The organism is Tritonibacter horizontis (genome assembly GCF_001518015.1).
Classification (GTDB): domain Bacteria; phylum Pseudomonadota; class Alphaproteobacteria; order Rhodobacterales; family Rhodobacteraceae; genus Epibacterium; species Epibacterium horizontis.
In genome coordinates this window covers 13,980-31,553 of the sequence record NZ_LPUY01000049.1, presented here as the reverse complement: position 1 = coordinate 31,553, position 17,574 = coordinate 13,980, and the positions used below count along the sequence as shown (strand labels likewise).

The window sequence follows — 17,574 nt, the reverse complement described above, 5'->3', positions numbered from 1 at the left end:
AAATGACTCCAAACCCCCGAGCCGGTGACTCTGAACCCCCGTTGTGCGGGGCTGTGGATAACCCTAGGGTGGGTGTAATCAAAACCACGAAGCCGAATCTCGCGATACAGCCAGAACGGCCGAGCAGCAGGACAGGCATTTATGACAAGCGCGGTCAGCGGGGCAGGGGGCTATCCGCCCGAAGGGCAGGGGGCCTATTTCCTCTGCGATATCTTTGATGCGATGCCAAAGAATGACCTCGCTTCGATGGAACACCCGCTGTTCTCGCTGGGCACCCGCCCCGACCGGCGCATCCTGAACTACCAGCACAATGGCGCCGAAATCACCGTGACCCCGTCGGTCAAGGGGCTGGCGACGATCCACGACAAGGACATCCTGATCTTTTGCATCAGCCAGCTGATGGGGGCGCTGAACGCCGGCCGGCAGGTCAGCCGGACGCTGCATCTGACCGCCCATGACCTGCTGGTGGCCTGCAACCGGGAAACCTCGGGCGATGCCTATCGGCGCTTGCGCGAGGCCTTCGAGCGGCTGGCCGGCACCCGCATCACCACCAATATCACCACAGGTGGCCCCGGTTTCGAACAGGAGATCACCTCCGGCTTTGGCCTGATCGAGAGCTGGGAGATCGTCCGCAAGGCGCGCGGCGGGCGCATGGTGTCGGTCGCCGTCACCCTGTCGGATTGGCTGTACCGGGCCGTGCTGTCGAAATCGGTGCTGACGCTCAGCCGCGATTATTTCCGCCTGCGCAAACCGCTCGAACGCCGCGTCTACGAGCTGGCGCGCAAACATTGCGGCCGCCAGGACAGCTGGCAGATCTCGGTCGAGACCTTGCTGAAGAAATCCGGCTCCGCCAGCCCGCGCCGGGTGTTTCGCAAGATGGTCCGCGACATGATAAAATCCCAGCCCTTGCCGGATTACGAGATGACGGAGCTACCCGGCGACATCATCCGCTTTGCCCAGAAGAACCGGGTGCTGGAGAGCAAACCACCGGTGGTGTCCGAGGAAGCCCGCGACGCGGCCCGCCGCCTGATGCCCGGCATCGACGTCCACGCGCTGGAGGCCGACTGGCGCGCCGTCTGGGCCAGGACCGGCGGCCCCCGCCTGCGCAAACCCGATGCGGCCTTCCTGGGCTGGGTCCGGAAACAGACCCAGGGCTGAACGCGCCTTTGCCCGCCTTCGCCCTTCATCTTTTCTGAAATACCTCGGGGAGCGCGAGGGGCAGCGCCCCTCGGTCCGGATCAGACAAACACGATATCATCCGCCAGCGCGGCGAGGTCATAGATCCCGTGCAGGATCAGCACGTCGTCGGCGCTGGCCAGGCCGGTGGCGTCACTGCCGAAATCAAGCACGACCCCCTTGCCGTTGACGCTCCCATAGCGGGCCACCAGGGCGTCGGCATTCTCGCGGCCAAAGTCGAGACCGGAGAACAGCAGCTGGTCCTCGCCCAGGGTGAAATCCTTGATCTTGTCCCGGTCGTGGCCAAAGCCGTAAAAGAACCTGTCAGCCCCGTTGCCGCCGCGCAGGATGTCATTGCCCTCGCCGCCATCCAGGTAATCCCGGCCGTTCTTGCCCAGCAGCCTGTCGTCCATCGACCCGCCATAAAGCCGGTCCCGGCCAGCCCCGCCGATCAGCCGGTCCTCGCCGGCGCCGCCTTCCAGGCGGTCGCGCCCGGCCCGGCCCCAGATGACATTGTCCGCCGCATTGCCCAGCACGGTGTCATTGCCCTGTCCCATGCGGGCGTTCTCGATCACTGTGCCGCGGGCCATGGCGAGGTTGCCGGTCAGCCCGCCGATATCGGAAAACCGCTCCGCAGTGAGGTCGAGCCGGTCATCGGTGATGCTGGGAGAGAGGTCGATCAGATCGACATCGACCAGCCCATCGCCATCCAGGTCGGTATCGGCGTCATAGATGGCAAAGCCGATGGGACCGGTCTCGTCATCCTGTGACAGCAGGGTGGTGAATTGCCGGGAATAGAGCCCATCCACGCCCCAGGTGGTGGCGCCGGCGGTAACGGTCGAGGCGCCATAGAGCTGTTGAATGGCCAGGATATCGACGATCATCGGCCCGGCCGCCTCGGCATAGCTGGCCTCGACAGTGTCGTTCTGATCCTGCGGGATATAGGACATCACCGAGGCCTGGTAGCTGTCGTTGGCAAAGCTCATGCTGCCGCTGGCGCCATTGTAATTGCCCAGATGCCCCAGCCCGAGCGTATGGCCGATCTCGTGCACATAGGTATTGAAGACGTAGGAATCCATCGAGGTTCCGTAGGTTTGCAGCCAGCTCACTGAGACGTTCAGATTGGCCTGCAGGCGGCCGAAACCGTCCTCTTCATAGGTGACAAAAGCGCCGTCCTGATTGTCGTCGAACTGGATGTCGCCGCCGCTTTGCACTTCGGTGAACTGCACATCGGCCATTGTTTCCCAACTGTCCAGCGCCCAGCGGGCCAGGCGCTGGCCGGCGGTGGTCAGCGCCGTCAGGTCGACGGTGATCACATGGTCGCTGCTGTTGCCGATCACCTCGGCAAAGCTGCGCGAGTCCTCGTCGGCCTCGGCCCAGAAGCCGGTGGTCAGATAGCTGGCCATCTCGTCCAGGGTGGCGGTGGGCAGCTCGGGCGGGGTCTCTTCTTCTTCTTCATCCGTGTCGCCGGGCCAGGTCAGCCCTTCCAGGACCCAGCCGTTCAGCCGCCAGGCCTCCGCCGTTGCGTCGGATGTCGCGTGACGGGTCGGCTCGAAGGTCTGGGTCAGGGAACAGAGGTCACACATGGCGGATCACTTTCGGTCAGGTCGCTGGGGGGATCGGCCCAGCGGGACGGGGCGATCCAGCAAAATCAAAGAGGGCAGGGCCGCGGCCCTGCCCTTTGGGGTACAGAAAAATTGCGGATAAAGTATGACCGAAGCGCGCGCGCTCTGCGCCTGCCGTGTCTCCTGTGTCCTGTGGTGCCGGGCCCGGCCGCGGCACCGATCTGGCGCGGGATCAGACGAAGAGGATATCGTCGATCAGCGTGTCGAGGTCGCTCACCCCGAGCAGCTTGATCACATCGCCGTCGCCAAAGTTCAGGATCGCCTTGCCATTGGCAATCCGCCCGAAGCTTTCCAGGACCGCTTCGGCGGTCTCCAGCCCGTCGAGCAGCGCCGCGCCCAGATGCAACTGGTCCGTGCCCAGTTCAAAGTCGCGGATCTTGTCCCGGCCGCAGCCGGTGTCAAAGATGAAACTGTCGGATTTGCTGCCACCGATCAGCACATCGCGCCCGGATCCGCCATCCAGTTCGTCGCGTCCGCCACCACCGGCCAGACGGTCGCGCCCGGACCCGCCCTCCAGCGCGTCGCGCCCGCCATTGCCGATGAGCTTGTCGTTGCCGGCCCCGCCAGAGAGGCTGTCGTTGCCTTTCTGGCCCCTGATCGTGTTATCGGCCTCATTGCCGGTCACCGTGTCATCGCCGTTGCCCATGCGGGCGTTTTCGATCACCGTGTCGCGGGCGATCATCACATTGCCGGTCAGCCCGCCAATATCCGAAATCCCCATGTCGTTGAGATCGAGACGGTTGTCGGTGTCGCTCTCGGAGAGGTCGAACAGGTCGATGCCGTCCCGGTCATAGAGGGTAAAGGCGATGTCATCGGTGCCGAGGTTGTCATTGGGGCTGCCGTCCAGCCCCTCGAACACATCGGCGAGATAGCCGGTAAGGGTGGTATTGGCGCCCCAGACGGTATTGCCACCGGTCTGGCTGTCGCTGCCGGGCGCCCCATAGAGGTTCTGGATCGCCACGATATCGGCCATCATGGCGCTGGCGGGGTCGGCATAATCGGCGTCGACCGTCGTGTTGTCCTCCTGGCTGAAATAGGACATCACCGACAGCTGATAGCTGTCATTGGCAAAGGTCTCGTCCTCGCCATAGGTGGCGTTGCCGTTGTAGTTGCCCTGATGGCCGAGCCCCAGCGCATGGCCGATTTCATGGATATAGGTCGAGAAGGTATAGCTGGAGATGCTGGCGCCGTAGTCGCGGACCCAGTTCTGGCTGACATTGACCTCGGCGGAGGTGATGCGTTCGCCCATCAGCGAGTAGCTGGCATAGGCGCCGCTGTTGCTGTCGTCAAAGATCATGTCGGCGCTGTTCGAGGTGGTTTCGACGAAATCCAGATCGGCCACCAGTTCCCAGGCCTCAAAGGCCCAGCGGGCCAGCTGCTGGCCGTCGGCGGTGAGGCTGGTGATATTGACGGTGATCTGGTTGCTGGAGGAGGTGTCAAAGGCCCCGCCGGAATAGCCGGTTTCATTCCAGTAGCCATCGGTCAGATAGTCGGCCATTTCGTCCAGGGTTCCGGTCTCGCCGGTGTCGACAGGTTCGGCGGCGCTGTTGTCAAAGGCGATCTGATAGCTGCCGGTGCTCTCGTCGCCGTAAGCGGCGGCGGCAATGTAATAGGTGCCGGTGCTGGTCGCGGTGTAGGACAGGGCCGATTCAAACCCGGCGCCGCCATCGTCATCGGAGGTGATCAGCGTGCCTTCGCCATCGTAGAGCCGCAAAATGCTGTCTTCCAGGGTGCCGGTGCCGCTGGTGCTGCCGGTCAGCTGGATCTCGTAGGTCTCGCCGGCCTCCAGCGTCACCCGGATCCAGTCACGATCGCCCAGCTCCGTCACCGCGCCGCTGAAGCTGTCGCCTTCGGACAGGCTGTAGCTGGTGCTGATGGCGGCATCGGCATCCCCGACTTCGGAAACCTGCGCAAAGGCTCTGTCGGCCTCCCCATCGGTGTGGCGGGCCGGGTCGAAGGTTCGGGTCTGGATGCACATCTGGCACATGGAAGATCACTCACTTTCTCTCGTTGGCAGTCGAAAGGCCGAGGCAGCCCGGGATCCTTAATGGCCGGGTGATCTTGTTCTATTTTGGGTGAGATTGTGTTCGGAACGGTTGCGCGAAACCGGGAAATGCCCGAGTCGGAGCGTGATGTTCGCCAGATATTATCTAGTTAAATCAGGTGTCTGACCTGGTTTCAGACGCCCGGAACAGAGGGGGGCACCTGCCCCCGATGGCCTGCCCGATGCGGGCATTTAGTTAATAGAGTCCTTATCAAATTTGTTTATAATTAGAAGCGTCCACTGTGGATCCCGACCCTGGATCCTGATCTTTGGGAGCCGCGCTTCCAGCGCTATGCGGTCCACCAGGGGGATCAGCGCTGAACCGCCACTGGCGGCATCGCGGCGCGACATCCTGTCGCAGTGCCGCTGGACCCAGGTGCGAGAGATCCGCGCGCATGCCCTGATTTCATTACATAACACTGATTATCGGGGGTATTTTCCACCCCTGGGCCGCGGTGGAAAATCGTCAGAAAAACAGCCCCTTGCGGAGGGCCATCCGCAGCGCAATCGTCCTCATCCTCAGGTTGATCTGCACCCGAATGGATCGCGGGACTGATCAGGGTCATTTTGCACTTCCTGAATGTCTGAAAATAGAGGTGGCTTGCGGCACGCGACATGCATTGGTATCGCAGTCCCGGCTCGATTGGCCTTGTCCCCCGACCAAGGTGCCTGAAACGGCATGCTGGTAGGCCCGAGACGATAACCAGGAGACTCTGTCTTGCTCAATCCTCCCCCGCTCCGAGTGCCTCGGATGCGGCCAGAACGCCCTGTGCGTGATCATGTCCACCGGTGGCCAATTAAGAAGGTTTAAATATAAGGCTAAAGGTTCCGCCAACTTCCCTCACGGTTCCGCCGCTTTTTCACCACACTGCCTGAGCATTTCTAGACCCCAGATCCGGCTTAAACAGGTCGGTTGATGAAGTTTCACATACCCCCCCAGTGAACAGGAGCGTGCACAATGTGTGAGTTTTGCGCGGCAACAACGGTTTTTGATCCCGCCCGCCACAATGACAGCGAGGGATTGCGCATAAATGGAGCCAACTTCTTTGAAAGCGGTGATGCCTCCGACAATCTGAATACCGGCTATTCCCTGCCCGTGGGCGGCAGCTTTTACGGCGCGCTGGACAGTGTCGGCGACCGCGATTGGGTCGCTGTGACCCTTGAGGCCGGCGTGACCTATCAGATTTCCCAATCCGGCTATTGGGGCGGCGGCGGCACCCTCTATGATGGCTTCCTGCGCGTGTACAACAGCAATGGCCAACAGGTGGCCGGGAATGATGACGGGCGCCATACCTATGATGCCGAAGTCAACATGACGGTGCAGTCCGGTGGCACCTTTTATATCTCTGTCGGCTCCTATCGGGACAGCCTGACCGGCACCTATCGGTTGGATATCGACAGCAATGCCCCCACCGTCAGCGCGACGGAAGAAGCCGGCGTGCAGGTGCTCGCCGATTACCTGGTCGATGGCTATTGGGAAGAATCGGGCCGGGACGAGCGCTCCTTTGACGTGAGCGAAAGCAATGAGATCACGGTGAATCTGACCGGCCTGACAGCGGCGGGGCAACAGCTTGCCCGCTGGGCGTTCGAGGCCTGGGAAATGGTCGCGGATCTGCAGTTTGTCGAGGTCTCTGGCGCGGCACAGATCACCTATAGTGACGATTCCTCGGGCGCCTATGCCACAACGCGGACCTGGGGCACGGAAATCACCGGTGTTGATATCAACATTTCACAGGACTGGCTGACCCGCTATGGTACCGAGCTGAACAGCTACAGCATGGTGGCCCATGTGCACGAACTGGGCCATGCGCTCGGGCTTGGCCACCAGGGCTACTACAATGGCGGCGCGGTTTACGGCAGCAACCAGAATTTTGTCAACGACAGCTGGCAGATGTCCGTGATGTCCTACTTCAGCCAGCAGGAAAACACCTCGGTGGATGCCAGCTATGGGCTGCCGATCACTGCGATGATGGCGGATATCGTTGCCATCCAGTCGATGTATGGCGCCCCCGGCGCGGATGCGGCCACCGCTGGCGACAGCCTCTGGGGTCATGGGTCGGATTTTGGAAACTACCTGGATGACGTCTTTGACAGCTTCCTTCTGGGCGGCGATGCGGCATTGGGCAGCAACCGGAATTTCGTCTTCACTATCTATGACAGCGACGGCGATGACACGCTGGATCTGTCCTCGCTCAGCACGCGCAATACGGTGGATCTGAACGGCGGCAGCTTCTCGGATATCCAGGGCCGCACGGGATCGTTGGCCATTGCCGAAGATACCGTGATCGAAAATCTGATCATGGGCAGCGGCAATGATACCGTCACGGGCAACGAGGTCGACAATCATATCGAGCTTGGCGGCGGCCATGACGTGGCCCATGGCGGAGCGGGGACGGACCGGATCTGGGGCGGCACCGGAACCGACACCATCTATGGCGGTGATGACCGGGATATTCTCTACGGCAACAGCTCGAATGATGTGCTCTTTGGCGAGGGGGGCAATGACCTTCTGGTCGGGCAACACCACAATGATACGCTGAATGGCGGTCTGGGGAACGATGTTCTATCCGGTGGCCACGGGGCGGATGTCTTCTGCTTCGATGCGGGGTCCGGTTCTGACCGGATCAAGGATTTCAAGCTCTGGCAGGGCGATAGCCTGCAGCTTGACCGGGATCTGGTCGAAGACGAGCTGGCTCTGGATCAGCTGATCTCGACCTATGGGCAGGTGACGGATGGGGGCCTGGTCCTGACCTTTGACACCGGCGATACGCTGGAGTTCATGGGGATCTTTGATCTGGACAGTGCCGACAACGACATTCTGGCCTGGGTCTGAGCGGGCGGTCTGGCCAGGCGACTGACACCGCGATCTGACCTGCAGATCCTTCAGGATAAAGTGCCGCCGACCGGACCCCGGTCGGCGGCACTGAAAACGCAAAATAAATACCTGTTGCTTCGGGCCGACGTGGCCAGTGATCAGCGACCGGTTGTGCCAAGTACGGCAAGCGCCGTCCGTGCGATGATGTTGATGTCCAGCATCAAAGAGCGTCGTTCAAGATAGGCGACATCCATATCAACCCGCTCGTCATAGCTGACATCATTGCGCCCGGAGACCTGCCAAAGACCCGTGATCCCCGGCTTCTGTGCCAGATAGTGCTGAACCTTGTTGCCATATTTTGGCAGTTCATCGGTGATGACAGGGCGGGGTCCGACAAATGTCATTTCGCCTTTCAGCACGTTCAGAATCTGTGGCAGCTCATCAAGGCTGGTCTTGCGGATAAAGTTCCCGAAACGGGTGATCCGAGGGTCGTTGGTCAGCTTGTGATCCCGCGCCCATTCCGCCGCCGCTTCTGGATTTTCGTCCAGGTGTTTCTTCAGCCGGGCGGCCGCGTCGGGCACCATGGAGCGGATTTTCCAGCAGCGGAACGAGACGCCATCCTGGCCCACACGTTTATGTCCGAAGAAGGCTTCGCCGCCGTCTCTGCGGGCCAAAATTGCGAGAATTGCAATGATTGGCAGGATCAGAGGCAGCAGCAGCAGGGCGAGGCACAGATCAAACAGGCGCTTTCCGACCTGGGCGTAAATGCCGTTGTGACCTTCAATATGGTGTTGATGTACTTCTCGTGAATGTAATTCTTGAACAATATCAAGCATTAACCAGCCTTCCCACGCAAACAATGACAGAAGATACCCGAACGACTATGTCCGATTTAGCTCAAATTCTAACCATAAGCATAGCTATTCTTACGTGATTCTGAACAGGTTTATATGACGTTAACCAAAGAAACTGGTCGATTCTGCTGAGAAAATAGTCGCTCCGCTGGGATTTGGCTGGGCGAAAAAAGTCAGTCGTGGAAACGACTACCCTTTATCCCCACTCAAAGCGCCCAAGAATCGGGCGCCGGTGCCCGTATCAGGGCAGCCGACCCTAGACCTTTTCACCGGGGGTTCCCTGCGCGCCACCTGGTCGCCGGAAAATCACCCATATAGATGGGTCGACTCCCAGTTCCCGGCGGCACCATCTGACGGCGGCCACATTCCAGCCGATCTTCCCCAGCAGCAGGCCAAGCGCGGCCCCTTCCAGCCCGACGAGCGGCAGCAGCGGAAAGATCAGCAGGATGCCCAGCCCGTCAAACAGCCCCTGATACCAGACGAATTTTCGTTCTCCCTTTGACATCAGCATCAGGATTGTCGGTGTGCCGCACAGGGAGGTGACAAGATAGCTGGCGGTCAGGATCAACAGGGCTGTGCTGGCGATGCCAAATTCGGGATTGAGCAGGGACAGGATCCAGGTTGGCGCGGCGCAGATGATCAGCGCCCCGCCAAGGGCGCTGACAGAGAGAATGATCACGAGGCCCCGGCAGAAGACCTGAAGCTCCTGAAAGGCATTCCGCTGGATCAGCCGTGCCACGGCCGGTGTTGCCACCACGCTGACGGCCATAGTCGGCAGATGCAGCAACTGGCTGATCTTCGTGGCGGCAAAGAAAGCCCCGGATTCAACAGTGCTGAGCAACAGGCCGACAACCACGACAGAAAGATTGGCCCCGATCACCCCGACCAGGGATGCCGCCCAGAGCCATGCCGATTCCGTCCAGATCTCGCGATCTGGTTGCGGCCACTGGCGGTGTTGCAGCTCGGGTGGCAGGGCGCGGCCAATCCGCAAGATCTGACCGAGCACAAAGAACAGCAGCATGCCCGAGATTATCGCCATCGTTTCCATCGCGGTCAGCGCGGGCAGCAGGCTGGCACTGATCGCGAGGGCCATCACAACCACCCCGCCACGCCACAAAATGTCTCGCGGTACCAGCGCCCAGAGCAACGCGCCGACGACCCGGAGGTTGGAGGCCGCCAGTTCGGCAAAGGCGAAGGGCAGAATGAAACAGGCCGCGCCGATCAGAATCCAGATGTCAAAGCCGAATGAAAACGCCGCCAGCAGCGGGGCGCTAGCTATCAGGAGCACACAGACCAGCGAGCCGAACAGGATGACCACCCACCAGGACTGCCAGAACACGGATCGGGCCGCCGCGTGGTTCTCAACCTCCAGGGCTGCCGAGAGCCGTTTGAGAACCCGGGTGTGCTGCCCCATCAGGGCGATGAGGGCGCAGAAATTCCCGATCGAGAACATCTGTGCGAACCGGCCGTATTCCTCGGCAGACATCGCCCGTGCCAGGCACATGAACATCAGGAATGTGAGCCCCGCACCCAGGACCTTGATCCCTCCGGAAAAGGCGGTCTGAAAAATCACGCGCTGCACGGTTTGATCTCCTTGCGGATTTCAGAGCGCCGGGACGGAGACGCACAGCGTATCGTTTGGTTGAAAAAGCTCGGAGAAAACGGTGGCATCAGGACTGAGGTCTCTATTGCAAAGGATAAAAGGGGCGGCAGGGATCAGGGAAATTGCGGGACGAGCGCTCTGGGGTCGGAGGCGACAACCGTCGGGTGGTTTGGGTCGCTGACATTGTCGCGGATGATGTTGCCCCGGCCCCGGTCGACGACCACTGCGGGGGCGGTCTTGTTGCGGAACACGCATTGGGAAATGATATTGCCGCGGACATCCCCCACCAGTTCGATCCCGTTTATGAAACTGCAGCCGATAATCCTGTTGTGCGAGGGAATGTAATTGGTGTTCTCGATGACGATGTCGCGGGCGATCTTGGCGGAGCCCATGCTATGGGCGACGGAACAGCCGAAAAAGAAATTGGACACGGCGCCCTGCAGATGCACCCCGGGCACGTCATAGTCCCGCCCGATCCAGCCGTGGACCTTTCCCAGGAAGCGGCAGCGTCTTGTGCTGCGCCCCCAGCGCATCGCCTGCCAGCGATAGGCCTCGATCTGGGTGGTTTCCGGAAACACGATGTTGTTGCAGGCACTGTCGGCGAGACGATCCTTGAAGACAAAATCCAGATCGACCACGGCGGCCTGGCTCCCGGGGGTGGAGTCCCCGCCCCGCACAAAACGGATATCGCACAGGCTGTCCCACCATTGTCGGCCGACAATGCCCAGGCCGACGAAATCATAGGCATGGATATTGCGAAAATTCGTCCGGTCCGCGCAGGTGATGGAGAACAGGTTCTGCCGGTCCTTGCCGTTGCCCCGAATACCGAAGTTTTCGAAATCGACAAAGCGCACGTGGCGTTTGCCATAGGCGCTGGTATCACCCTTGACGACAAAGAGAAATTCTTCAAACGGCCCGTCGAGGACAAATTGCGTCAGCTCGGGACCATCGCCAAGGATCCGGATATTCCCGAGATCCTTCTGGCCGTCATAGTGCAGCACCGGTTTTGTAATCCGGTAGGCGCCGGCGGGAAAATACAAGACCGCAGCGCTGATCCTGCGGAAACAGTGGACGGCGGTCTGAACCGCGTCGGTATCATCCTGCGCGCCCGTCCCCGTGGCGCCGAACTGGCGCACGTTCAGATGGCTTGTGGTGGGGACAACAGTCCACCAGTTGCCGTCCGCGCCCTTAAAGCTGTCCTTGTAAAGCTGTGTCCGGGTCTTGCGATAGAGGCCGCCACCGCCGTCTCCGACCTGGTGGAAACCCAGCGTCTGCACCAGATCTGCGGCGGTCGTGCTCTGCCCTGTCAGAAGGCTGTCAAAGGTCAGAAGGGTCTCCAGCGGCGCGGCCGCTGTGGGGGGCGACGCGGTCTGGGCTGCGGATTTCCCCCCCGTGGCGGCCAGGACAAGCGCGCCGAGTGAGGTCATGCGCAGAAAGCGGCGCTTGCTGGGGTCCGCTGATGCCCCGGCCTGACCGGGACGGAAACGCTCTATCATCCACCTGCCTCCGTGGTTCTCCGTGGGGTCCGCGTCGATGGCGAAGGGATCTTATTCATACATGTTGGCGTCTCTGCTCGCCCGCTGGTCATTTTGGCTTGTAGGAGGCCTCTTTGTCGTAGGACAGCTTTGTAAAGTCGTCCGCATAGGCCCGGCGCACAAAGGCATTGCCCAATTCGATATCGCGGGCGCTGGGGGCCGGACGGGTGTGGGATTCATTGGCCCTGGGCAGCCCTGTGTCGGGCAGGTCCCAATCGCGACAGAGCTGGGAAAACTCCTCTTGGATGTTTTCAAAGCGCAGGATGCGCAGCCGGTCGCTGGATTGCCCTTCGACATAAGTATACTGTGGCCGCATATGCGAATTCAGATCCTTCAGCTTCGCGATCGGGTTCTCGCTGAGGTAGACCAGCGACCGGACCGAGAGCAACGTGCTGAAGGGAAACCGCGTCGGCGGTGGCAAGCGGCGGTATTTCCACTCGCTCCAGAACCGCGCATAGGGATCGCGCACCACGGCAAAGGCGCGCCAGTCGTCCGGCAACGGCCCCCCAAAATAGTAGGTCTCATACATCGCCAGGCTGCAGTGCTGATTGCCACGTTCGAGGTGGGAGGATTTGTCATTCTTGAAAATCCCAAGCGCAGGAATGTCGCATTCTTCCAACCCACGCAGTTGGCGGAAATACTCCTCGACCGAGGTGCCGGCCGCCTTTGGAATGTGAACGAATAAGATCCTGTTCTTCAGGTCAATCATGAAGAGGCCTCGAAAGTATGTTGCTAAGAATAATGGGCTTGGAAGATCACGATTCTTTAATGTGTCATTGCACAATAGTGCCGTTTGCGAAGAGAAGAAAACAAGCGCCGAAGGGCGGTTTCAGTCAAACCGTGCGGATCTGGCCGCGCGTCTCCGGCTCTCTCCGAAAAGCTTTTTCTGCAGGTGCAACATGGCAGAACAAAAGGGTTAACGTCAACATCCTTCGTGGTTTCCTGGGTCAGCCCCCCGAGGGGTTCGATCAGGAAACGCTGCAGTGCAGAATCACCGGCGTTTCCCCGGTTTGCGCCCGAATTGCGGGCGCCCCGGCCGGTGACGGCGGACCTTTCACGCCTGTTTGCAAGGGATCTGACGAAATCCTTTTGCTGAAAAGAGAGGCGTGCGAGCCCCGGTTCGCGCAAGACGGTGCCCCTCAGGAGCTATCCAGAGGCGTTTTGTGTCGCGTTTGAGCGGTTGAACCGGCCCCCAGCCTTCATTTTAGGCAGATACTGCCATGCCACACCGGGGGCGGTTGGGGAGGCGGTGAGGATATCGTTAAATATTTCAACGCCAGAATAGATGTGTTATCGTCAACGAAGATTTTTTTAGCTGTCAACTCGGTGTTAAAAATGAGATATTTCGACCCGGCTGCCATAGTTTCATCGGGCACCCCAAACCATTCGACAAACGGATCTTTCAGCTTGCTCTCGCTTTGGCGGATCCTCTGGGGGAGCAAATGGCGTATCGGTCTGACCGTATTATGTTTCATGTTTTTGGGGTTTTTCCTCACCGGATCACGGGACCGCACCTACACGGCAGAAAGCCTTCTGATCCTTGAAGACAACTCTGCCTCGATGAGTTCTGCGCTCTCGCGAGACAACAGCGCTTATGCAAATCCGGCCACTGCGGTCGAGGTCTTTGGCGCCCGCCCCGTTATCGAGGATGTCGTTGCGCAGCTGTCTCTTGAGGAAGACCCGGAGTTCAACCCCTTCCTGCCCCGGGAAGAAACGGAGCCTTCGCGGCTTGCGCTGGTGATCGAGGGGCTGCGGACACGGGTTTTCGGACCTGTGGAAGAAGCCGAGCCTGTGGACCTGGGGGCCGATTACGTCAGTCAGGAAGTCGTCGCCCGGGTGCAGGAGAGCGTGCGTTTCCTGGTGCCGCCGCAGACCTCCCTCATTCACGTTCAGGCCACCACGTTTGATCCGGAAAAATCCGCCTTGCTGGCCAATGCGGTGGCAGAGGCCTTTCTGAACGATGCGCTTCGGTCACGTCTGGATTCCGTTGATCGGGTGGTGGCGCAACTGGGGGACCGCCTGGTGAACCTGCGGCAGGATTTCCGGGAAAAGGAACAGGCCCTGCAGGCGATGAAAAACGAAGCGGAAGTGGTCGATCCCACCACCTTGCGTTCGATGGCGACAGAGGTGACCCGACTGAAAGACCGCCGGGAGGCGCTGGCCCAGGAATTGCTGACCGCTCTGCGTCTTGAGGCAGAAGTGAAAGATCTGGAGGGCCTGCAGGCCAGTGCCCAGGCTGCCCGCATCGCACAGGTGCCCGGGCTGCAGGTGCTGCGCGATGCCGTTGGACCTGATACGGACAACATGCTGGCAGAGATCCAGACCCGGCGGGAGCGGGCGCAGGAGCAGTCGTCAAAGCTGAGCTCCTCCATTTCCGCCCTCGAGGAGCGCCTGACGGCGCATAGTGAACGCCTGTTGCAGTTCAATCAGCTGGAACGCGAAGTCGAGGCCAGTAACGAGATCTATGAGTTCTCGCAGCGCCGCCTCAATGAGCTCTCTGTGCAAGCGGATGTCGAAACCGCCGGAGGCCGCATCGTGTTCTCGGCGCATTCTCCGCAGCGGGGCAACAGTCGCGGGCGCCTGCGCACCATGCTGATCCTGGGCTTCCTGGGGATGATCTCGGCCGTGACCTGGATCCTGATCAAGCAGGCCAACGATCAGACCATCCGCACGCCTTCCGATCTCAAGGTGCTGTTGCCGCAGGCCAAGGTGGTCTCCGTCCCGAAGGTGCCGATGAAAGGTCTGCCGTTCAATCGCAAGCTCAATCTCAGCCTGTTGCTGACAACCCGCTCGACCGAGTTCTCGAAGGGGATCCGCAGGCTGCGGACCACCCTGCTCAGCGGGGCTCCGGCAGACAAGTCGATGGCCGTGCATGTGGCCTCCGATCTGGTTGGGGTTGGCAAAAGCCTTGTGACCTTGGCGCTGGCGCGGAGCCTGTCTTATGTGGACAAGAAAGTCCTGATCATCATCGCCGACGAGCGTGGCGTTGGGGTGATGCGACTGCTGCAGGGCTCCCAGGTGCAGACCGGACTGGAAAGCGTGCTGCTGGGGGGCGAAGATCTGGACAATGCGGTCATTCGCCAGAAACAGCTTGGTGTCGATCTGCTGCTGAACACGCAGGAGCATCGTACCCCGGCCGATTTGCTCGAATTGGACAGCTTTAAAGATCTGCTCGAGACGGCGCTGCAACGCTACGACATTGTGCTGATCGACACGGCCCCGGTCCTGGCGGCGCCAGATGCGCAGCAGGTCGCGCGCTATGTGGACAAGACCCTCTTTGTGACAGGCTGTAGCGTTTCAAGCTCCGATAGCATCGAGGTCAGCCTGGGCGAATTGTTCCAAAAAGGTCTGGGCAGCCAGGATGTGGTGGCGCTTTACGGGGCGGATGGCGATCCGCAGAACCGGCAGGCCCACTACAAGCAGAAACTGGGCGTCCTGTAACAAGAGAACGGTGTCATCCCGCCCTGCCGGTTATGGTGAGGCGGGTGGCCGTTTCGTGAAGCAGCTGGAAGAAGCGGGGGATGTAGTAGATCCATTGCCGGTTCTTTGGCAGCGGCATCTGAACATATTGCTTGAGGGTCGGCTTGAAGATGCTGCGCCACCAGTTGCGGCGGGCCTTTGCAATCAGCTCCGGCTTTGCCTGCCAGTCGAACATGAACTCCCCGCCCTTGAGCGTCAGGCTGATCTTCTTTTCCAGTCGCAGATCCCCAGGCAGGTTGCGGATTGCCAGATCGAGAAACGCCTTGCCATGGGCCATCGCGGGCCCGTTGTCCCAGGGGGTGTCACCTGACATCAGCGCGCGCAGTTCCAGCCCTGCCTCGACCGTGCCGCGTTGTCCCAACTGATCCGCTAGGGCCAGGGCGTCTTCAGGATCGAAGTGCGGTGAGCTGCAGATTGCGTCGAGATCGCTCAGCCAGTGCAGCCGGGACCAGGTGTGCCGGGAATGGTGATGACACAGGTAGTTGAACAGGAAGGCAGGCGGCATCGTCTGAAAGTCTTCGCCACCCAGGGAAAAGGTCGCGGCCCGGGCAAAGATGTCATAGCGGGCAAAGATACCCGAATGCTTGTCCAGCTTCTGCTGCAGGTCCAGAACGGTTCCTTCCGGGGTCAGGAGCGATACATCTGCGCACAGTCGCAGCACCGCGTCCACATCCTGCGAACTGGTCATTGCTCTGATCTGTGTGTCCGGGGCGACCAGAGTGTAACCTTCTGACATGGCCTTCTCGACCACCCGGTGCAGACTGCCGCTTGGCACCAGCACATCAATGTCACGACTGGGGCGCAGACCCAGGTCAGGGTAATATTGTGCGGCCAGATTGATGCCCTTGAAAAAAATCGCGGGCAGCCCGGCGGGCTTCAGGCAGGTGTTCAGGAATTTCCGCTGGCTGGCCACCAGCTTCATATTGCGCAGCGCGGTCTGCATGGCGGTCTGCTGCATCATGGTCCGGATCTCTGGTGAGATCCCCGTCGGATCGAGCTGAACGATATGTCGCTGCAGAAGGGGCAGGCTGAAATTCCGGTGGGCGCTGCGCACAAACGCCTCCCAGTCGCCGATTTCTGCCATCAGCCGCTGCGCCAATGCGATATCAGGCTCTGCGAGATAGGCCTTGGCCAGAAGGATCTGTAACCTGACTTCTGCTGTCTGCGCGGTGAAATCTACCATTTGAATATCCTGAAGTCGGGTGTTGCGGCCTGGGTGTTGCGCGTTGCGACCGGTTAACCGAGGGAGATTGCACGCGAGCTAGCCACTTGCCTGGCCTGCTTTATGAGAAGGAAGGACGGCAAAATCCGTCAATGAGGTTTGATATAGGGCAATTGTGGCATCGACCATTTTCTCGATCGAGCGCTCCCGTGCCAGAACCGCCGTCGCCTCCTGGAATGCCCGGTGGCGATCGGGGTCCGTCGCCAGGCTGACGAGGGGGGCTGCAAGCGCGTCGGGGGTGGGGTCCTGAGGCAGAACATAGCCGGTCTTACCGTCCTGAACCGTCTCTTCGGCGCCCCCGACAGGGGTCGTCACCAGGGGGACATGCGCCTGCAGAGCTTCGAGAAAGCTGTAGGCCAAAGCCTCATAGCGGCTGGTGATGCACAGCGTGTCCAGCCCGTAGATCAGCGATGGGGCATCGCACCAGCCCAGAAGTTCGATTGGCAGATCTTTTGCCAGGGTGCGCACCTCCTCCATCAGCGGGCCATCTCCCATCATCACCCCCTTGATGTTTGGGGCGTGATGGGTCGCCGCGCGGAGGGCCTCCACAAAGAGCTGCGGGTTTTTCTGGTCCACCATCCGCCCGACAAATCCGACGGCAAAATCGGTTGGCGCCAGTCCCATCTCGGCGCGGGCCCGGTCCCGGTTCGCGCCCTCTACGGGGCTGGCGCCATTGGGAATGCAGGAGACTTGTTGCGGGGACAGGCCAAGCTGGACGGCATGCGCGCGCTCTTTCTGGCTGACCGCAATCACGGGATCCCCGCGCAGGGCGAGCATCCGTTCGATCGTCCCATAGATCGTGTAACCAAGGCGAGAGATTGCCGGATCCATCGTCCGCAGGGCATGGGGGGTGTAAATCCGCACCGGGCCCCGTTTGGGCAGGAGGCGCGTCAAGGCTCCGGCCTTTGAGCTATGCGCGTGCAGAATGTCAAAGGGGCCGCTGTTTTTCAGAACCTTTGCCAGGTCCCTGAACCCTTTCAGATCATGCAACCCGACGCTGCGATGAAGATCCACGGTCACATTCCTGACCCGGTTCATCTCGAACAGCCGGTCCCGAAATCCGTCGTCAGCGCGCAGGGGGGACCAGATGACAGTGACGGCGTGGCCCCGTTCCGAAAGGCCCTGAGCCAGATCCAGTACATGGCGCCCGGACCCGCCACCCGACGTCTCCAGGATCAGAGCAATTTTCAACATGCGCTCCATGGGTGCCTCTAAAAATG

At 60.5% G+C, this 17,574-nt stretch carries 12 protein-coding genes; 3 read left to right on the top strand and 9 right to left on the bottom strand.

Annotated elements, in window-relative coordinates; translation table 11 throughout:
• Positions 1-141: 141 nt before the first annotated feature.
• Positions 142-1,158 carry a replication initiator protein A gene (locus tag TRIHO_RS07890; protein ID WP_068241801.1) on the top strand — a complete coding sequence of 339 codons (1,017 nt, stop codon included), beginning with the start codon at positions 142-144 and terminating at the stop codon, positions 1,156-1,158.
• 80 nt (positions 1,159-1,238) lie between these two features.
• Here TRIHO_RS07890 and TRIHO_RS07885 read toward each other — a convergent pair whose 3' ends face one another.
• Positions 1,239-2,762 (bottom strand): M10 family metallopeptidase C-terminal domain-containing protein, encoded by a 1,524-nt coding sequence (locus tag TRIHO_RS07885; RefSeq protein ID WP_068241799.1) that lies wholly within the window; start codon positions 2,760-2,762, stop codon positions 1,239-1,241.
• A 211-nt stretch (positions 2,763-2,973) separates the two neighbouring features.
• Positions 2,974-4,788 (bottom strand): M10 family metallopeptidase C-terminal domain-containing protein, encoded by a 1,815-nt coding sequence (locus tag TRIHO_RS07880; protein WP_082705064.1) that lies wholly within the window; start codon positions 4,786-4,788, stop codon positions 2,974-2,976.
• A gap of 1,015 nt (positions 4,789-5,803) precedes the next feature.
• Between TRIHO_RS07880 and TRIHO_RS07875 the strand changes: the two genes are divergently transcribed.
• The gene (locus TRIHO_RS07875) at positions 5,804-7,678 is read left to right on the top strand and encodes a M10 family metallopeptidase C-terminal domain-containing protein (protein ID WP_068241795.1); all 1,875 of its coding nucleotides are present in this window, start codon (positions 5,804-5,806) and stop codon (positions 7,676-7,678) included.
• Between the two features lie 140 nt (positions 7,679-7,818).
• Here TRIHO_RS07875 and TRIHO_RS07870 read toward each other — a convergent pair whose 3' ends face one another.
• From TRIHO_RS07870 to TRIHO_RS23840, 5 genes are all read right to left on the bottom strand, one after another.
• Positions 7,819-8,496 carry a sugar transferase gene (locus tag TRIHO_RS07870; RefSeq protein WP_068241794.1) on the bottom strand — a complete coding sequence of 226 codons (678 nt, stop codon included), beginning with the start codon at positions 8,494-8,496 and terminating at the stop codon, positions 7,819-7,821.
• A gap of 274 nt (positions 8,497-8,770) precedes the next feature.
• Positions 8,771-10,096: a lipopolysaccharide biosynthesis protein gene (locus TRIHO_RS07865; protein ID WP_068241792.1), complete on the bottom strand. Its 1,326-nt coding sequence runs from the start codon at positions 10,094-10,096 to the stop codon at positions 8,771-8,773.
• Between the two features lie 134 nt (positions 10,097-10,230).
• Entirely contained in the window at positions 10,231-11,613 is a 1,383-nt protein-coding gene (locus TRIHO_RS07860; RefSeq protein ID WP_068241790.1) for a right-handed parallel beta-helix repeat-containing protein, read from the bottom strand.
• 88 nt (positions 11,614-11,701) lie between these two features.
• Entirely contained in the window at positions 11,702-12,361 is a 660-nt protein-coding gene (locus tag TRIHO_RS07855; RefSeq protein WP_068241789.1) for a sulfotransferase family 2 domain-containing protein, read from the bottom strand.
• 490 nt (positions 12,362-12,851) lie between these two features.
• The gene (locus TRIHO_RS23840; RefSeq protein WP_068241787.1) at positions 12,852-13,127 is read right to left on the bottom strand and encodes a hypothetical protein; all 276 of its coding nucleotides are present in this window, start codon (positions 13,125-13,127) and stop codon (positions 12,852-12,854) included.
• Between TRIHO_RS23840 and TRIHO_RS07845 the strand changes: the two genes are divergently transcribed.
• Entirely contained in the window at positions 13,126-15,093 is a 1,968-nt protein-coding gene (locus TRIHO_RS07845; protein ID WP_068241785.1) for a GumC family protein, read from the top strand. The two genes, TRIHO_RS23840 and TRIHO_RS07845, sit on opposite strands and share 2 nt — an antisense overlap.
• A gap of 13 nt (positions 15,094-15,106) precedes the next feature.
• Here the strand turns inward: TRIHO_RS07845 and TRIHO_RS07840 are convergent, their stop codons facing one another.
• Both TRIHO_RS07840 and TRIHO_RS07835 read right to left on the bottom strand, forming a co-directional pair.
• Positions 15,107-16,315: a nucleotidyltransferase domain-containing protein gene (locus TRIHO_RS07840; RefSeq protein WP_068241783.1), complete on the bottom strand. Its 1,209-nt coding sequence runs from the start codon at positions 16,313-16,315 to the stop codon at positions 15,107-15,109.
• Positions 16,316-16,393: 78 nt separating this feature from the next.
• A complete protein-coding gene (locus TRIHO_RS07835) occupies positions 16,394-17,548 on the bottom strand; it encodes a glycosyltransferase (RefSeq protein WP_232367735.1) in 1,155 nt (384 codons plus the stop codon).
• Between the last annotated feature and the right edge of the window lie 26 nt (positions 17,549-17,574).